Source organism: Clostridium sp. Cult2, assembly GCF_021655075.1.
Lineage (GTDB): Bacteria > Bacillota > Clostridia > Tissierellales > Tepidimicrobiaceae > Schnuerera.
In genome coordinates, this window is record NZ_PPXX01000102.1 from 33,239 (window position 1) to 46,964 (window position 13,726).

A 13,726-nucleotide genomic window follows, 5' to 3' on the forward strand; every position below is an offset into this window, starting at 1 on the left:
TTAATAGACCCCCTCTGCAGCAATTGCTATTTCTTCTTGGAGTATCTTCTTAATTCTGCCATGGACCTTGTCCACATCCGCTGTTTCATGAACATCCCCAAAAGTTATTTCAATGTTAGGCGCAAGAGTTGCTGTACTAAATTTATTAATATATTCTCTTTCAGCAATATCTCTTAGATACTGTAAATCTTCATTGGACATATCTACTTCTACTTTCCCACCAGATCCAATTCCTTGAATTGTTAGTGGATTAGTTTGAGTACCAAAATCTTTAAAAGGGTTAGTTAAGCTGCTAAGTTTATCTTTTCCACCATTATAAATATTCTTACCAATATTAGAACCTTTATTATACATATCTGAAAGATCTACATAATCAATCAATTCCTTATTTCCCCAGTAACTATTTAATTCACCAACAGTTCCTAAGTCTACCCCTGGAATTTTATTTAATGCTGCTATAATCTTATTAACACCTTTTAAAACAAGATTGATAGCCCCTAGAACTACCGTTTCGATTACTCCCATTATGGATATAAATGAATTCTGTATAGCTCTACCCGCATTTTCTAATGCACCTATTAACCACCCGATAGAGCCACCAATAAACCCAAATACTTGCTCTGTGGTAACACCAACTGCATTTAACGCAGCCATAACTAGCCCTATAGCCAATACCACTAAAAATATAGGGCTAGTTATCATACCCCAAAGCCCACCTTGTAGAACTAATGGAGTAATCATACCCCATAATTTAGCTATTATATTTGATAACATCCAACCACCTATAGCAGCTAGGACAGGTCCAACAAAATCCCAATATTCTGTAGTTATATCCAACATCCAGCCAATTCCAGTGGCTAATAAATTAATACCACCTAAAGTAGTATTAATAGACCGTTGCACACCTTCGGAGTTAATTAACTCATTTGACTTTTCTATAATTGGAGCAAAGGCTTTTAATGCCCCATTCTTTATTTTGTTCCATGTATCCCCAAAAGTCATTGGCATGCTTGCAAACATTTCATTGATTTCATCCCCCGCCATAAACATAGCATTCTTAATAATATCAGATGTAATTGCACCTTCGGAAGATAACTTCTTCAATTCGCCTTTAGATAGATCCATGTATTTTGCAATTGCATTATAAATCATTGGAGCATTCTCCATTATAGATACTAACTCATCACCTTGTAATCTACCACTTGCCATTGCTTGACTTAATTGCCTCATTGCCCCCATTTGCTCTGACGTGTCAGCCCCACCAACTTTAAAACTCTTTTGTACCAACTCAGTAAATGCTATCAATTCATCATTAGAAGTAAATGCGTCACTAGCCAATAACCCCATTTTGCCTACAGCACTTGCCATTTCAGAATATAGACCTCTTGACCTATCAGCTGCAGCAAAGATTCTATTCTGTAATTCTAATTGAGTTTGCAGCCCATCATTAATTAAATCTAATCTTGCTGCAGTGTTGATAAATTCATCAGCAATATTCATACCTTTAACTGCCCCGGCCAATAGAGCTGCAGCACTAATTAACTTACCTAAACCCCCACTTGCTTTATTAGCACTAGTTCCAGTTTGGTCTAATTCATTATTAAATTTATCAGTAGCTCCACTAGCTTTCAATATTTTATCGAAGGCTTCATCAGTCTTTTTATTAATTTTATCAATAGTCCTTGTGTAACCATCATAAAGTTTAAACATTGATTTTAAAGTAGTGATACATATCACCTCTTTCTATTTCTTCTCTTACGTGGAGTAAAATGTTTAATTCTAGATGTTTTTTTCTTTTCATTTTCTACTCTAGTTAAGATACTCCCATATATGAAAGCCCTTTCTTTATCATCTATTGGATCATTAATAGTGCATTCCCCTGATAGTACTTTTGGTCTTATTCTTAATTTTTGTAAGGCAAAGTGAGCCAAATTAAACTCTGGGTCACCTTGCCTTATTCGTTTTTTACTTCTTCAATATCATCATTTATATCTTCATCAAAACCACTTAGCTCCTGTATTGCTTCAACAAGCTCAGCGTATTCTCCCGCATATAACATCTTTTGTAATAAATTGGAAGCCCCTAGTACTCCATAAGCTTTTTGTAATTCGGCATTGGTTAAATCAGGAAACACAACAGCATCAGCTGTCAATTGTGCTATATACTCAGGCCTATCAAAAGATTGAACTCCTGTTTTTTTATCTTTTGTTGTAAATTTTTTTATTAACTTTTTATTCTCTTCTTGTGAAATAGGTTTAATTACAAAAGGCACTGGCTTGCCACCTTCAACAAATCTATTTGATATTACTACCTCCTTATTTTCTGCTTTTATTGGATTCAAAAATGCACTTAATGAACTCATACTTCATCTCTCCTTTTTTTACATAAAATTAAAGCACTTACTTTAGTAAGTGCTTTTAAGCCTATGCTTATTTTGTGTATTAATTACTTTGTAGAACTTTGATTAGAAATAATTTAAATTAAAGGTTACTTTTATTTCTTCTATTGAACTTTCTTCTTCATCGATGCCGATACACCAAATTTCTGCCACTTTGTCTGATACAGGGCTATATCTCAGAGCATATCCTGTATTTTCAGTTCTTTTTATTCTGTCATAATCTACTGGGATGTTTAACATATGGAAAATACTTTCTTCAGAAGAAAATTCAATTCCCTTTCCATCAAAATCGTAGTATTTTTCAGAATAAATATTCATTCTGACTACGGAGTCATCTGCAATGAAAAAGGCATAACCGTCATAGTTATAAATTTCAATTAGAAACTCTCCCCTATCTGTTAAATTATTCCAATCATCTTTTGAATTTGGTTCCCCCATTATCTCAATAAGCTCTTTAGAAGATATTCTTGAAAATTGATTAACATCGATATAAATCGAATCTTCATCAATATAATTTTTATCTTGACTTAGAACGTCTGCATCGGCACCATTATCTTGACTTTCGCACCCAATTAATAAAATGGAAAAAACTAATAATATAACTAATATAACCTTTTTCATCTTACCACCCCTCAATTAATGATTTTAATGTCATTATATCAAAGGGTGGTATCATTTACCATAATATTATAAACTATCTGGCAAGTTAAAGAAACTCAATCCCTCAATACCATCGAATGTAATATCTGTATCAAAAGTAATTGGGTCGTCTGAACTATCATCTAAATATGCAACAGGTATTGTAGTAGGAATCACATTAGTTAGCACTACCTCTTGTTTTCCAATAGTGGATGCTGGATCATCATTCATAACTTGTAATGTTAATCCTCTATATCTGCCAGTTTTTAAATAATTTAAGGTCTGCCTTAACATATCGGAATTAGCAAAGTGCATAGTCATAGAACCAGTACCCTCAGCCCCAACTACTTTGTGTTGTGTCATTCTTGTCCCCAACATCCTTTTAGCAATTGTAACTAAATTAATGCTAGCACTCAAAGCAGACAATTCAAACAGTTCTCTATTAGAACCATCTATTGTTGCATAAGCCTTTCCTTCATGGCTAGATAATGTGTCTTGTAATCTCATAGTATCCATCTACTATAACCTCCTTTCCTAGGATAAATTAACTGTAATATATATCTTTTCAACACTATCTACTGGTTGGATGTAACAATCAATGACAACTGCATCTGTATCAGTTCCAGGATTAACCGTAACATCTTCAGGTTCAAAGTTTTGTATAGCATTCATTCTCTGTAATTCATTGAAGTACTCAATTAGTGTAGCCCTGAGAAGGGATCTGCCATCTTCATTATTGTTTACTTTTCCAACATAATTAGACTCGAATATTACTGTAATGTCGTTGTTGATACCATCAATGGTCCTAATAACCCTATTCTTAGTAAACTGTTTGCCTTTATCTACTGTTACTGTAGTAAGTGAGTTGATGTCGTATACTGCTGTAACATTTTGAGCAGTATCAACCTTGAATATAAATTCTCCAGCAGTAATAGCATTTTCCATTTCAGTCTTAGTCATTCTAGGTACTACATCAATTGCGCCTACATATTTTCTTCCAGTGTTGGATTGATTTATATTTGCTCCTGCTGTAACTCCTGCTACCCATGCAGTAGCTTCAGCTGCAGTTAATTCAGTCCCATCTGCTAATTCAACTCCTTGGCTTACATTGATTATACTTTCGTCATCAGCTACGTAATTGGCTAATACACCTTGGATTTTAACACCTTCAGTTTCTCTCATAGCATTAATCCATGTAGCTATAGCAAGTTTATTTGATTCATATGCTACATCATCATAAGGATAACAAATAATATTGAATATCTCTGTTTTCAGTGCAGCTAATGCAGCAGTAATTTCTGCTTCTGTATGTGCAGCTCCTAAGTTATAGACTAATACTGTTTTTGCTCCTTTTAAAGCTTCGTTTACAAGTAGCTTATCAGCTTTTGTAACACCATCTGGATATTCATTTTCTGTTGCTGTAACTCTGTAAATATCGCCAGCTAAACCTACACTCATTTCCTGTAATAAAACAACAATGCCCCTATCACCCACTGTTATGGATAGTGGAGCATTGGTTAAGAAATTAATATAAGCGCCAGGTAATATTTTATTTTGACTAGTCCATGTTCCTGCCATATTCTCACTCCTTTAAATGTTTGTATTCGTTTGTTGTTGCTGCATTAGTATTCTTAAATCTTTTTTAATTTCTGAATAATTTATATCAAGTGTAAAATGCAGCACATTATCTGTTATTGTAGCCTGCTTATTTAGAACTCTGTAAGTTCCTATTAAATCAAATTCTCTAAATAAATTTAATTGAACACTTAAACAATCCTCTTTAATTTCTGTAGTTCTACTATTGCTGAAATAGGCTATATCAAAGGAAAGTAAACTTTTAAATTTAGTGTTAAGCCTTTTACTGTAATCTTGATCAATTAAGGTGATTAGAAAAGATGGTTTCTTGAAGTTTTGAGGAATATCTTCATCATAAATTGTATAATTTGGATATAACACAAGTAATTTGTTCACTATTTCTCGCTTTACACTATTTATCATGTTTTCTATTCACCCTTTCAACTTCTTTTTTAAACTCTTTTACCAATTCTTTATCTATCTTGCCTATAGCTTTTTCTAGCATAAATTGACCTTTTACCCAGCCTATAGTTTCACCTTTTTTGTTTACAATTCTATGGCCATAATTTACGTACGAGCTGTAGTCTGCAGAGTTAACCATTGATTTTTCGGCACCATTTTTAGTTTTCTTTGCTGGGTTAGCCCTCCAACTCCTTCTCATAAAACCAGATACAACGTTAGTATTCTCTTTAGCTACCTTTACACCTTTATTCACTGCCTTATTTAACACTTTTATATCTATATCTCTTATGTCATCAAACATTGCTTTAAGATCTTTCCTATATTGTTCAATAAAAGCCTTATTCCTTCGATAGTTACTACTTGTCATATAGTGTCAGTCCTTTTTACTCTAAACTCCATATGGTTTGTATATGGGAAACCTTCACCTACATCAAGTGTTACCTTTTTACCATTTCTTTGAGTTACTACAATCCTATCACCTTCTTGTAAATCTGTTTCTAGACTGCAAAATAAAGTGTATGAGTTAACTAAAGTAGGTACTCCATCTTCCCCAGCATCAGCTAATGAACCTTTGCTGTATTGGCATCTAATATTTTCATGAATTAATTTTTCTCTGTTTTTAGTGACTCCATTTTCTATTACTTCAAACCATCTATATATATCCATTCTATCTCTCCATAGCACTTCAAAAGGACTTTTCATTTTCTTGTCCTCCTAAACTGTTGTAATGTTTTCTTATCTCTGTCAGATAGACCATAGATGGTTTCCTTTGAGGTTTTATCATCTACATTGTAGGTAATAGATGTATCTCCTTCTTTAATGGATTTAATGTCAAATACAGATGTTGTCCCGTTTTCCGCTTCATAGTCAATGATTGATTTGACTTTTTTTCTAACATATGGCTCTAATTCAATTGGTAACTCTTTTAAATTACAATAGTTTAATGCGTCTTGAATTACATCCTTTATAGTCAAATCTTTAGTATCATCTACAATATTCAAGTTTGATTTTACTATACCAACTAATTCATCTGCAAGCACTGTATCAACTCCTTTAAAAAGGGAGCTGATATTATTCAGCCCCCTCTAATTTTTTATTTTTATTATCAGTTTTTACCGGATCATCATTTTCAAAATTTTCTATTTCCGTTAAAGCTTTGATTAACTCTTCTTTTTTCATATTACTATAACCTTCAATACCTTTTTCTTTAGCAATTTCTTTAAGCTGAGATACTTTTAGGTCCTCTAATTTATTTGATCCATCTAATTGGTCTTCTACTTTTTTTACATCTTCAATCTTTTTCTTCTCTTCAAGCTTCCTTTGTTTTGCTAGCTCTCTTCTCCTACGTTGAAATGCTGTAACCGACATATTATCCCTCCTTGAAAAGAGAGGCAGTAAAGCCCCTCTTATCCATTTGTCACCATTGCCACCATACGGATATCTTTATCTTCATATACCTTCTCCCAGTTAGCTGCTAAAGCTAATTCTGCATTAGTAGGTGCAACTTTTGCAACAGTATTATTAGTAAACTTAATTCCTCTAGGATGTAGTACAAAATGCTTCCTGTTGATTAAGATGTCTTCACCAGCCAATGTATCTCTATCTGTTTCAGTAGGAACTTCTGGAGAACCTTCCCCATATCCTATTGCACCATTGCCAAATAGGTAAGTAGTATATTTCTTACCAGAAGTAGTACCAGCTTCTACTGGAACGCCATCATCAATTATAATTCTCTTACCTAAGTAAGCCTTATAGAGCACTCTACCCGTTTCGTCTCTTACGTCTTCTACCAAGCCTTGTTTTACCATGTTGAAATACACTATACTATGCATAACAATACCTGTTAATACTTCATGAGCATCTCCAAGTTTAGACATCGTATCGACGATTGCAGCACCAGAGATTATATTTGTATCTGTTGCATTTGCTCCGTCTTCAGTAGCAATATTGTTAATATGAGTTTCTGCTATTGCTGTGAATGCTCCCTTTAATGTTGCAATTAAAGCTGCTTGCATTCTTCTATTCCAGTAACCAGCTACTAAATTTCCTATTGCTGCCATTGGATCGTCGCCTGACATTGTTTTAGATAAATCAGTAGTACTCCAGGCTTTACCTCTAAATAATTGTGTTGCCATGTCTTGCCCTGATGTTATTTTATCTGGCGTTAATGCCCAGCCTTCCGTATCTTCTAGGGATTCATCTTCTCCTGTAAGATCATTCCAGAAAGGCATATTGAAGTATCTATTACCTTCGTTTAATTTGCTTTCTAGTTCAGCCACTGGCTGAACTATTCCAGATTGATATAATGCTGATAATTCATTTGTACGCTTAACGGTATATGGGTTAAATACCTCTGGTACAATTACGTCCGCTATTCTTGTAGTCATAATTTAACAACTCCTTTTCTTTTATTAGTTTGTGCTTGCCATTAATTGCTTAGCAAGTTCTGGATCCTCTTTTAATATCTTGCCCTGCTCTGTTAGATTGAAATGTTCTTTGCTCCAAGGATTTTTTATTCCTGGAGGATTGCCACCTATATTATTAGGATCTCTGCCCTTTATAACTGGTACGAATAAATCTTTGTACTGTTCTTTTAGAACTGCTAATTGTTCATCAATACCTAATACAGTTCCATCTTCTGCTACTGATAACTTAGTTTTATCGAACTTAGTTTCTAATAACTCTGGATACTTAGTATCAGTTAATTTGCTTCGGATTGCAGATTGGATATTCATTTCACGAATTTTATCTTCATAATCCTTTTTCATTGTAGCAATTGTAGTTTCATGAGTTTTGATAGTCTTTTGAAGTTCTTCGTTATCCTTATTATTTTTCTTTAAATCTGCTATGGTGTTATCTGCAGTTTCAAGTTTTTCTTTTAAATCATCTCTTTCAATCTTCAATTTGTTATAACGAATATCTATATTTTCTTCATTGGTCGTATAGATTTTATTTTCTTTCATAGAACTCATAATTGCTGCAATTTGTTCATCTGCCAATCCTTGTGCTTTTAAAATTTCTTCTAAGGTCATTTTCATTCTCCTTCCAAATTTACGGTTTTTTACAAGGTTTCGCCCTTGTGTGGTCTTTCAGTTTAACGTCATAAATACTAAAAAGACGATTTTAAATATAAAAAATACACCTGTTAAGGTGCTATTCTTCTTTCTTCTCAGTAAATATCTCAGGGTTATCTTTTATAACTTGATATAAACCTTTTGAAATCTGATCTACTATTGTTTCTTCTTCATCGTTTTTTAAATCTAGCTCTCTGTCATATACTATTCCATGGATAATCTCATGTAAAAAAGTTTGAAACTGTCCTTGTTCATCTTGCAGGGTTTCGTCTATGTTTATTTCTTTTTTGTTATAATCAATTTCCCCGTATGCTCTTAAGTTGTTAAGAAATATAGGTTCATCTGATACAACTACTTTGTATTCAACCCCACTAATTGTTATTGCTTCTGGTATATTCAATTAACCCCCCACCTTTTCATAAGTCATTTCAAATATATCTGGTTTACATGGATAAAATTCTCCTTTAACACCTTTAATGATATAATCACTTAAGAATGCTACATGAGTTCCTTCTAAAGTTTCAATGTAAATACATTGACCAGCTGGATTATCTTCGTTTTTAGCATCTTCATGATGTCCAAAATAAGCTTTTCTATAACTTTCTTTCTCTATCCAGTTTAATATTTCATGAAAAGTGCCCCATGTTAATTGCTTTGCTTCAATTACAACTGGTTTCTTTCTATATTTGGCCATTTTAATCCTCCTTCACATATTTATTGTACTATTATTTCTAATATAAATTGCAATATACTTTTCCTGTCCCTTTGCAATTTACACATTTTTCTTTAAAATCTGGGCCTTCGAATATACCACTTCCATTACAATCATCACAATCAATTTTAATATATTGCTTTTCCAAATCTTCTATTTCAATAGTTTTTATTTTTCCAAAAGTTTGCTTATATGTCAATCTTCATATCCTCACCCACTTAGACCACATATTTTTCATACCATTCTTTATATTTCATATTTGCTGGAACTTTATAAGTTTTTCCTTCTATATTCCTTGCAGCCCTTGTATCCTCTGAATAATCCTCGTCATCATAATATGGGACTGTTGTTGTCCTGCAAAATGGATGATATGGGGGAGCATTAACCCCAGTATTATAATCATCAATATCATATATCTTTCCATCTTCACTTCTGCATATTTCTGATGTTTTGTTATCTAACGTTGCTAATATCTGATACTTTTCGATCCCATCCTCTTTATAGGCTGCTAAGGTACCTTGCTCTATTATAAAGGACCCTTCTGTATGCAATAACCTATAAGCCTCATATTCTTTAGTTCCGAATTTCTTAGCAAAATCTCTTGATAATGTATTAGGATTTTTGCCCTGCACTAGCATAGTTGTAATAGATTCACTAAGTTGTTGTAACATATGGTCCTTTTGTTTCCATAATCTACTTGAAAAATTAGCTCCATTAAAGGGATATTTTATTAATTCTTCTATGGCTTTTGGATTAATCTGTGCAAATTCTTGATGAAAACCTTTATAAACGTCAATGTTGTACCAGGTCCTATGATACGAATCTGAATATACTTCTTTTAGGAGTTTTTCACCTTTATGTTGGTATTCAATAGCATATAATTGCTGCAATATAGCATCTATTTGTTTTTCTAATGCCTGGTATCTTGTAATCCTTGCCTTAATCGACATATTGTTAAGTTCTAGATTATACTCTCCCATATGCTTATTTACTTTAGCAATAAAGGCTTTTAAATCTCCTATTTCAACTCTGCTCAATAATTTCTGCGCATCTGCATAAGAAACTTTATTTTCATCAACGTATTCCATATAAAAATCGTTTATAATTGATTTTATTTCTTTCTTAGCCTGTTCAAATGCTTTCTCTAATCCTTTGTAAAAAGAATTGATTTTCTTTTCTCCTGCTAAATACTTTTGCTCTTGCCTTTTTTCCCAATATGAATTATTAGGCATCATTCATCACCTACTATGTTATAATACTTATGTCCATCATACTCTTTTTCCTCAACTCTATCGATTTTAAAGTCTCCAATAAATTCGTATGAATCGTATTTAATTTCTCGGTCTTGGTCCAATGTTTCAAGAATTTTAATAAGCTCTTTTACTTTCATTATTCATCACCCTTAAACATTGGAAGTTCATCTGACTTATTCTCTTCTTCAATCTGCTCAATCTCTTCGTCAACATCTTCAACCCAAGGATGCATAGAGATTATTGTCTTATCTGAAATAGTGCCTTTACTATTCTGACAATCTGTAATCGCTTGTGATTCGTTTATTGCAATATCTCTATTAAATACAATTGTTATTTCTTTATCTGATACAGTTTCCTTGGTTAAGGTTAGATATATATTAATAAATCTTATTAATTCTTCAAATCCCCACTTAAACCATCCTTCTAGAGCATTACATTTTAAATCTAACCCACTGTAGATAAACTTTAAAGCTATACCAGATTGGTTATTCCCTATTTTATCTTGATTTTTATCTACACCTTGGCCAAAGTCAAATATATCTTTTCTAAGAGTGTTGTAATGCTCTCTTGCTGCTTCTATATTGATATTGTTTTCTATTTTATCAACATCTGAATCCTCATCTGCATCTATCTTTATGCCTTTATAGTACGCTAAATCCCTTACAAATTCTGCTAAACTCTCACCACCATAACCTTTTAAGATATAAACAACACTTTTTATTTCTTCAAGTAAATTAGCTACATCCGACCTGGTTAAGTCATAGTTATCAATTAAAGTTTTAACATATTGCAAATCTGGTAATTCAAAGTCGTTATTCTTGAAATATATAAATGGAACTCTTCCCCAGCTCGATGCAATATTGTTTATTTTGAAATGGCCATCATATGAATTACTGTCATCTAAATACATTTCTGCATCAAGAATGACCTTCCCGTCTTGTATTACATAATACTCTACATTTTCAGGAGTCCATAATTCTATTTTAGTTACATTCTTTTGTTCTTTTCCTTCATATGCTTCAACATCATAATATCTTATGACTGCTTGAAGCTCCTCACGGTTATTATCTACCCATATAGGTATAATTTGTTCAGATGGTATCCTTAACATTTTAAATTGTCCCTTTGGGTCAATATATACATGCAACCATGCAATCCCTTTATTACTTGCATCTATTCCTAATTGGAATAATCTTTTTTGAAATCTTTTGCCTAATACATATTGAACTTTTTCCAAATATTTCTTATCATCACATACTAAAGTATAAGGCTTTACAAGTAAATAATTAACCTTATCATCAACTAAAGTATGCATAAAACCATGCGCTAATCTATTATTAGCTTTAGTTTCATCTATTACAGGTTTCTCATTCTCATACCTTACCATCTGGCGATCAAGTATATCATTCTCTACTTTATAATAAGCTTCGCCTTTCATCATGAGCCTGCGCTCTCTAGAAACATTAAATTCATCTATATATATTTTTATTAATTCTTCTTTTGTTAGCATATTAATACTATTATTAAAAATCATATATTCACCTCAATTACTTTAGGAATGTGATACCTTTTCCTTTAAATAGAATAGTGTTAACAAAATATCTGTCACCATCCATATGGTGATCATTCTTTTCTATAGGCTTATCTTCTCCGCGTTCAGCTGCCTTCTCATCCCATACATAAGAATTGAATTCTTTAAAAGTCTCTTTACAACAATCATTGTATTTTATTAATCCTTCATTAAGTGCAGTTGCTACATTTCTTATGCCATCCACTACATCATTTTTAGCTTTCCTAACTATTAATCCTCGTTTCTTTAGTTCTGCTATGAAGCTTGCTGCTGAGGGATCCACTATAATAAATTTAATATTTAATTCTCCTATGAACTCTTCCAAATCATCAGCATATTCTGTATCTGTTTTCTGTTTATTCTTTTCTCTTCCTGAATAGTGATATTCTTTAACCTTGTACCATACTCCATTAAAAAGACCCCACAAACCAAACGTTGTAGGGTTTTGAGTACCATAGTCTATAGATACATGATACCTTGTGTAAGCTCTATCTTCCGTCTTAACACTATGCTTATCTTTATTAAACATATCGTAAATAATTCCTTCTGCCATTACCCACAAGCCTAAGATATACCTCTGGAAGAATACCCCGCTGTACATGGACCTATATCTTTCTTTTACTTTTTCAGATAAACTTAAATTATCATCCATTGTAAAGTGTAAGTGAATTAAATTCTTTTCTTTAACCTTATCTATCCAATTAACTTTAAACCAATGGTATGGCCCTTCTGGATTACAGTTAAACCAAAATTTAGAACCTTCTACTGAACATCTACCAGTAGCTTGATTAACAAATGACTCTGGCATTAAGGCAACCTCATCAAAGAATACTCCTGCTAATGTAATCCCCTGAATTAAATCTTGAGAGCTTTCATCCTTCCCCCCAAATATATATAAATAGTTAACAATATTACCTTTGCTAACAATTACTAAGTTATCAGCTCTACGGTCTCTGATTTTATATCCCCTGGACCGTAACATTAGCTTTAGCCAAAATAGTACGTTTCTCCTAAAGGATCCTATAGTTTTACCACACATACCAAAGTTTTGTTGGTCAAATGTCTCCATGGCCCACATAACAAATGATAATGACATAGAAAGAGTTTTCCCTGATCTAATTGCACCATCTGCTATTATTCCATCTTTATCTTTTACTGGAGATTCGGGTAACCACCAGGTTAATACCTTTAATTGTTTTTTTGAGAATGGTTTGAATTTGAACGCTGCTTTTTTAATCTTCTTCAGTATCTTCATCTTCCCAAACCTCACTTACTTGTGCCTTTAGTGCTTCTATAAACCCATCATCTTCATATTCTTCATCTTCTCCTTGAATCTTGATTTTTTCTAATTCTAATTTCTCTTTCTTAAGCTGCAGCTCTATATCAGTCTTATATTTCTGGAACTCAAACTTCTCTTTTTCTAATTCAATCTTCTCTGTATCTGTGGCCATTTTAGCCTTAGCTTCTATCAATCGTCTTAATTGATCCATGCAAGCATTAATACCTGCTATTCTTTCTTCTTCTGTTAGCTCTTTTTCTACTTTCTGGCCAAACATATTATAAAAAAAAGACTTCTCTCTATTAAGAAGTCTAGCTATCTTTAGCCTAAGTAGTTTTATCTCATCATCTATATTAATTGATGGCTGTATCATGTTGAATATTATTTTATCTTCTGTACTTAACATGTCAGCATATAATGATTGGTATGCTCCATGTTTTATTGCATTAAGATTCCCTTTAGGAGCTGCCCCTCCTGGATTACCTTCTGCATTCTTATTCCCTTTGGGTGCACCCTTTTTGTTTTTGTGTGCACCCTTTTTGTTTTTCTTTTTTCTTTCATCGGACCAATTATATCTTTTTACCCAGGACTTTAAGGTGTTCATTGAAATATTGTATTTATCACATATATCTTTATATTTCATACCCTGCATATAGTCCTGTTTTACCTTTTTTCTTATCTCATCCAATGATCACCACCTCATTGCTATTTGAGTTTGTTTTTTTATATTGGTTTTTGCATGAAAAAAGAGCCTTGTTAGGCTC

At 32.8% G+C, this 13,726-nt stretch carries 21 protein-coding genes; all 21 read right to left on the bottom strand.

What is annotated here, in order from left to right:
• A complete protein-coding gene (locus tag C3E90_RS10760; protein WP_236915670.1) occupies nucleotides 1-1,737 on the bottom strand; it encodes a tape measure protein in 1,737 nt (578 codons plus the stop codon).
• Nucleotides 1,734-1,931, bottom strand: coding sequence for a hypothetical protein (locus C3E90_RS10765; RefSeq protein ID WP_236915671.1), 198 nt, complete (start codon nucleotides 1,929-1,931; stop codon nucleotides 1,734-1,736). Before C3E90_RS10765 ends, C3E90_RS10760 begins: the two co-directional genes overlap by 4 nt.
• Before the next feature lie 23 nt (nucleotides 1,932-1,954).
• The gene (locus C3E90_RS10770) at nucleotides 1,955-2,362 is read right to left on the bottom strand and encodes a phage tail assembly chaperone (RefSeq protein ID WP_236915672.1); all 408 of its coding nucleotides are present in this window, start codon (nucleotides 2,360-2,362) and stop codon (nucleotides 1,955-1,957) included.
• A gap of 102 nt (nucleotides 2,363-2,464) precedes the next feature.
• Nucleotides 2,465-3,019, bottom strand: coding sequence for a hypothetical protein (locus C3E90_RS10775; protein WP_236915673.1), 555 nt, complete (start codon nucleotides 3,017-3,019; stop codon nucleotides 2,465-2,467).
• A gap of 66 nt (nucleotides 3,020-3,085) precedes the next feature.
• Complete coding sequence (locus C3E90_RS10780; protein ID WP_236915674.1) at nucleotides 3,086-3,553, bottom strand: phage tail tube protein; 468 nt, start codon at nucleotides 3,551-3,553, stop codon at nucleotides 3,086-3,088.
• An 18-nt stretch (nucleotides 3,554-3,571) separates the two neighbouring features.
• A complete protein-coding gene (locus C3E90_RS10785; RefSeq protein WP_236915675.1) occupies nucleotides 3,572-4,615 on the bottom strand; it encodes a phage tail sheath C-terminal domain-containing protein in 1,044 nt (347 codons plus the stop codon).
• Nucleotides 4,616-4,627: 12 nt separating this feature from the next.
• Nucleotides 4,628-5,035: a phage tail terminator family protein gene (locus tag C3E90_RS10790; protein WP_236915676.1), complete on the bottom strand. Its 408-nt coding sequence runs from the start codon at nucleotides 5,033-5,035 to the stop codon at nucleotides 4,628-4,630.
• Entirely contained in the window at nucleotides 5,025-5,441 is a 417-nt protein-coding gene (locus C3E90_RS10795) for an HK97 gp10 family phage protein (RefSeq protein ID WP_236915677.1), read from the bottom strand. Before C3E90_RS10795 ends, C3E90_RS10790 begins: the two co-directional genes overlap by 11 nt.
• The gene (locus C3E90_RS10800) at nucleotides 5,438-5,776 is read right to left on the bottom strand and encodes a hypothetical protein (RefSeq protein ID WP_236915678.1); all 339 of its coding nucleotides are present in this window, start codon (nucleotides 5,774-5,776) and stop codon (nucleotides 5,438-5,440) included. The genes C3E90_RS10795 and C3E90_RS10800 overlap by 4 nt, the downstream gene beginning before the upstream one ends.
• Entirely contained in the window at nucleotides 5,773-6,114 is a 342-nt protein-coding gene (locus tag C3E90_RS10805; RefSeq protein ID WP_236915679.1) for a DNA-packaging protein, read from the bottom strand. Before C3E90_RS10805 ends, C3E90_RS10800 begins: the two co-directional genes overlap by 4 nt.
• A 31-nt stretch (nucleotides 6,115-6,145) precedes the next feature.
• Complete coding sequence (locus tag C3E90_RS10810) at nucleotides 6,146-6,442, bottom strand: Rho termination factor N-terminal domain-containing protein (RefSeq protein ID WP_236915680.1); 297 nt, start codon at nucleotides 6,440-6,442, stop codon at nucleotides 6,146-6,148.
• Nucleotides 6,443-6,480: 38 nt separating this feature from the next.
• On the bottom strand, nucleotides 6,481-7,461 hold the full coding sequence (locus C3E90_RS10815; protein ID WP_236915681.1) for a major capsid protein: 981 nt from the start codon (nucleotides 7,459-7,461) through the stop codon (nucleotides 6,481-6,483).
• A 24-nt stretch (nucleotides 7,462-7,485) separates the two neighbouring features.
• Nucleotides 7,486-8,106, bottom strand: a complete 621-nt coding sequence (locus C3E90_RS10820) for a phage scaffolding protein (protein WP_236915682.1) — start codon at nucleotides 8,104-8,106, stop codon at nucleotides 7,486-7,488.
• A gap of 121 nt (nucleotides 8,107-8,227) precedes the next feature.
• A complete protein-coding gene (locus tag C3E90_RS10825) occupies nucleotides 8,228-8,548 on the bottom strand; it encodes a hypothetical protein (protein ID WP_236915683.1) in 321 nt (106 codons plus the stop codon).
• Nucleotides 8,549-8,842, bottom strand: coding sequence for a hypothetical protein (locus C3E90_RS10830; RefSeq protein WP_236915684.1), 294 nt, complete (start codon nucleotides 8,840-8,842; stop codon nucleotides 8,549-8,551).
• A 37-nt stretch (nucleotides 8,843-8,879) separates the two neighbouring features.
• Nucleotides 8,880-9,059, bottom strand: a complete 180-nt coding sequence (locus tag C3E90_RS10835) for a hypothetical protein (RefSeq protein WP_236915685.1) — start codon at nucleotides 9,057-9,059, stop codon at nucleotides 8,880-8,882.
• Between the two features lie 19 nt (nucleotides 9,060-9,078).
• Nucleotides 9,079-10,092: a minor capsid protein gene (locus C3E90_RS10840; protein WP_236915686.1), complete on the bottom strand. Its 1,014-nt coding sequence runs from the start codon at nucleotides 10,090-10,092 to the stop codon at nucleotides 9,079-9,081.
• On the bottom strand, nucleotides 10,092-10,250 hold the full coding sequence (locus tag C3E90_RS10845) for a hypothetical protein (protein WP_236915687.1): 159 nt from the start codon (nucleotides 10,248-10,250) through the stop codon (nucleotides 10,092-10,094). The genes C3E90_RS10840 and C3E90_RS10845 overlap by 1 nt, the downstream gene beginning before the upstream one ends.
• A complete protein-coding gene (locus tag C3E90_RS10850; RefSeq protein WP_236915688.1) occupies nucleotides 10,250-11,647 on the bottom strand; it encodes a phage portal protein in 1,398 nt (465 codons plus the stop codon). Before C3E90_RS10850 ends, C3E90_RS10845 begins: the two co-directional genes overlap by 1 nt.
• A gap of 13 nt (nucleotides 11,648-11,660) precedes the next feature.
• A complete protein-coding gene (locus C3E90_RS10855; RefSeq protein ID WP_236915689.1) occupies nucleotides 11,661-12,938 on the bottom strand; it encodes a PBSX family phage terminase large subunit in 1,278 nt (425 codons plus the stop codon).
• Nucleotides 12,916-13,650: a helix-turn-helix domain-containing protein gene (locus tag C3E90_RS10860; protein ID WP_236915690.1), complete on the bottom strand. Its 735-nt coding sequence runs from the start codon at nucleotides 13,648-13,650 to the stop codon at nucleotides 12,916-12,918. Before C3E90_RS10860 ends, C3E90_RS10855 begins: the two co-directional genes overlap by 23 nt.
• Between the last annotated feature and the right edge of the window lie 76 nt (nucleotides 13,651-13,726).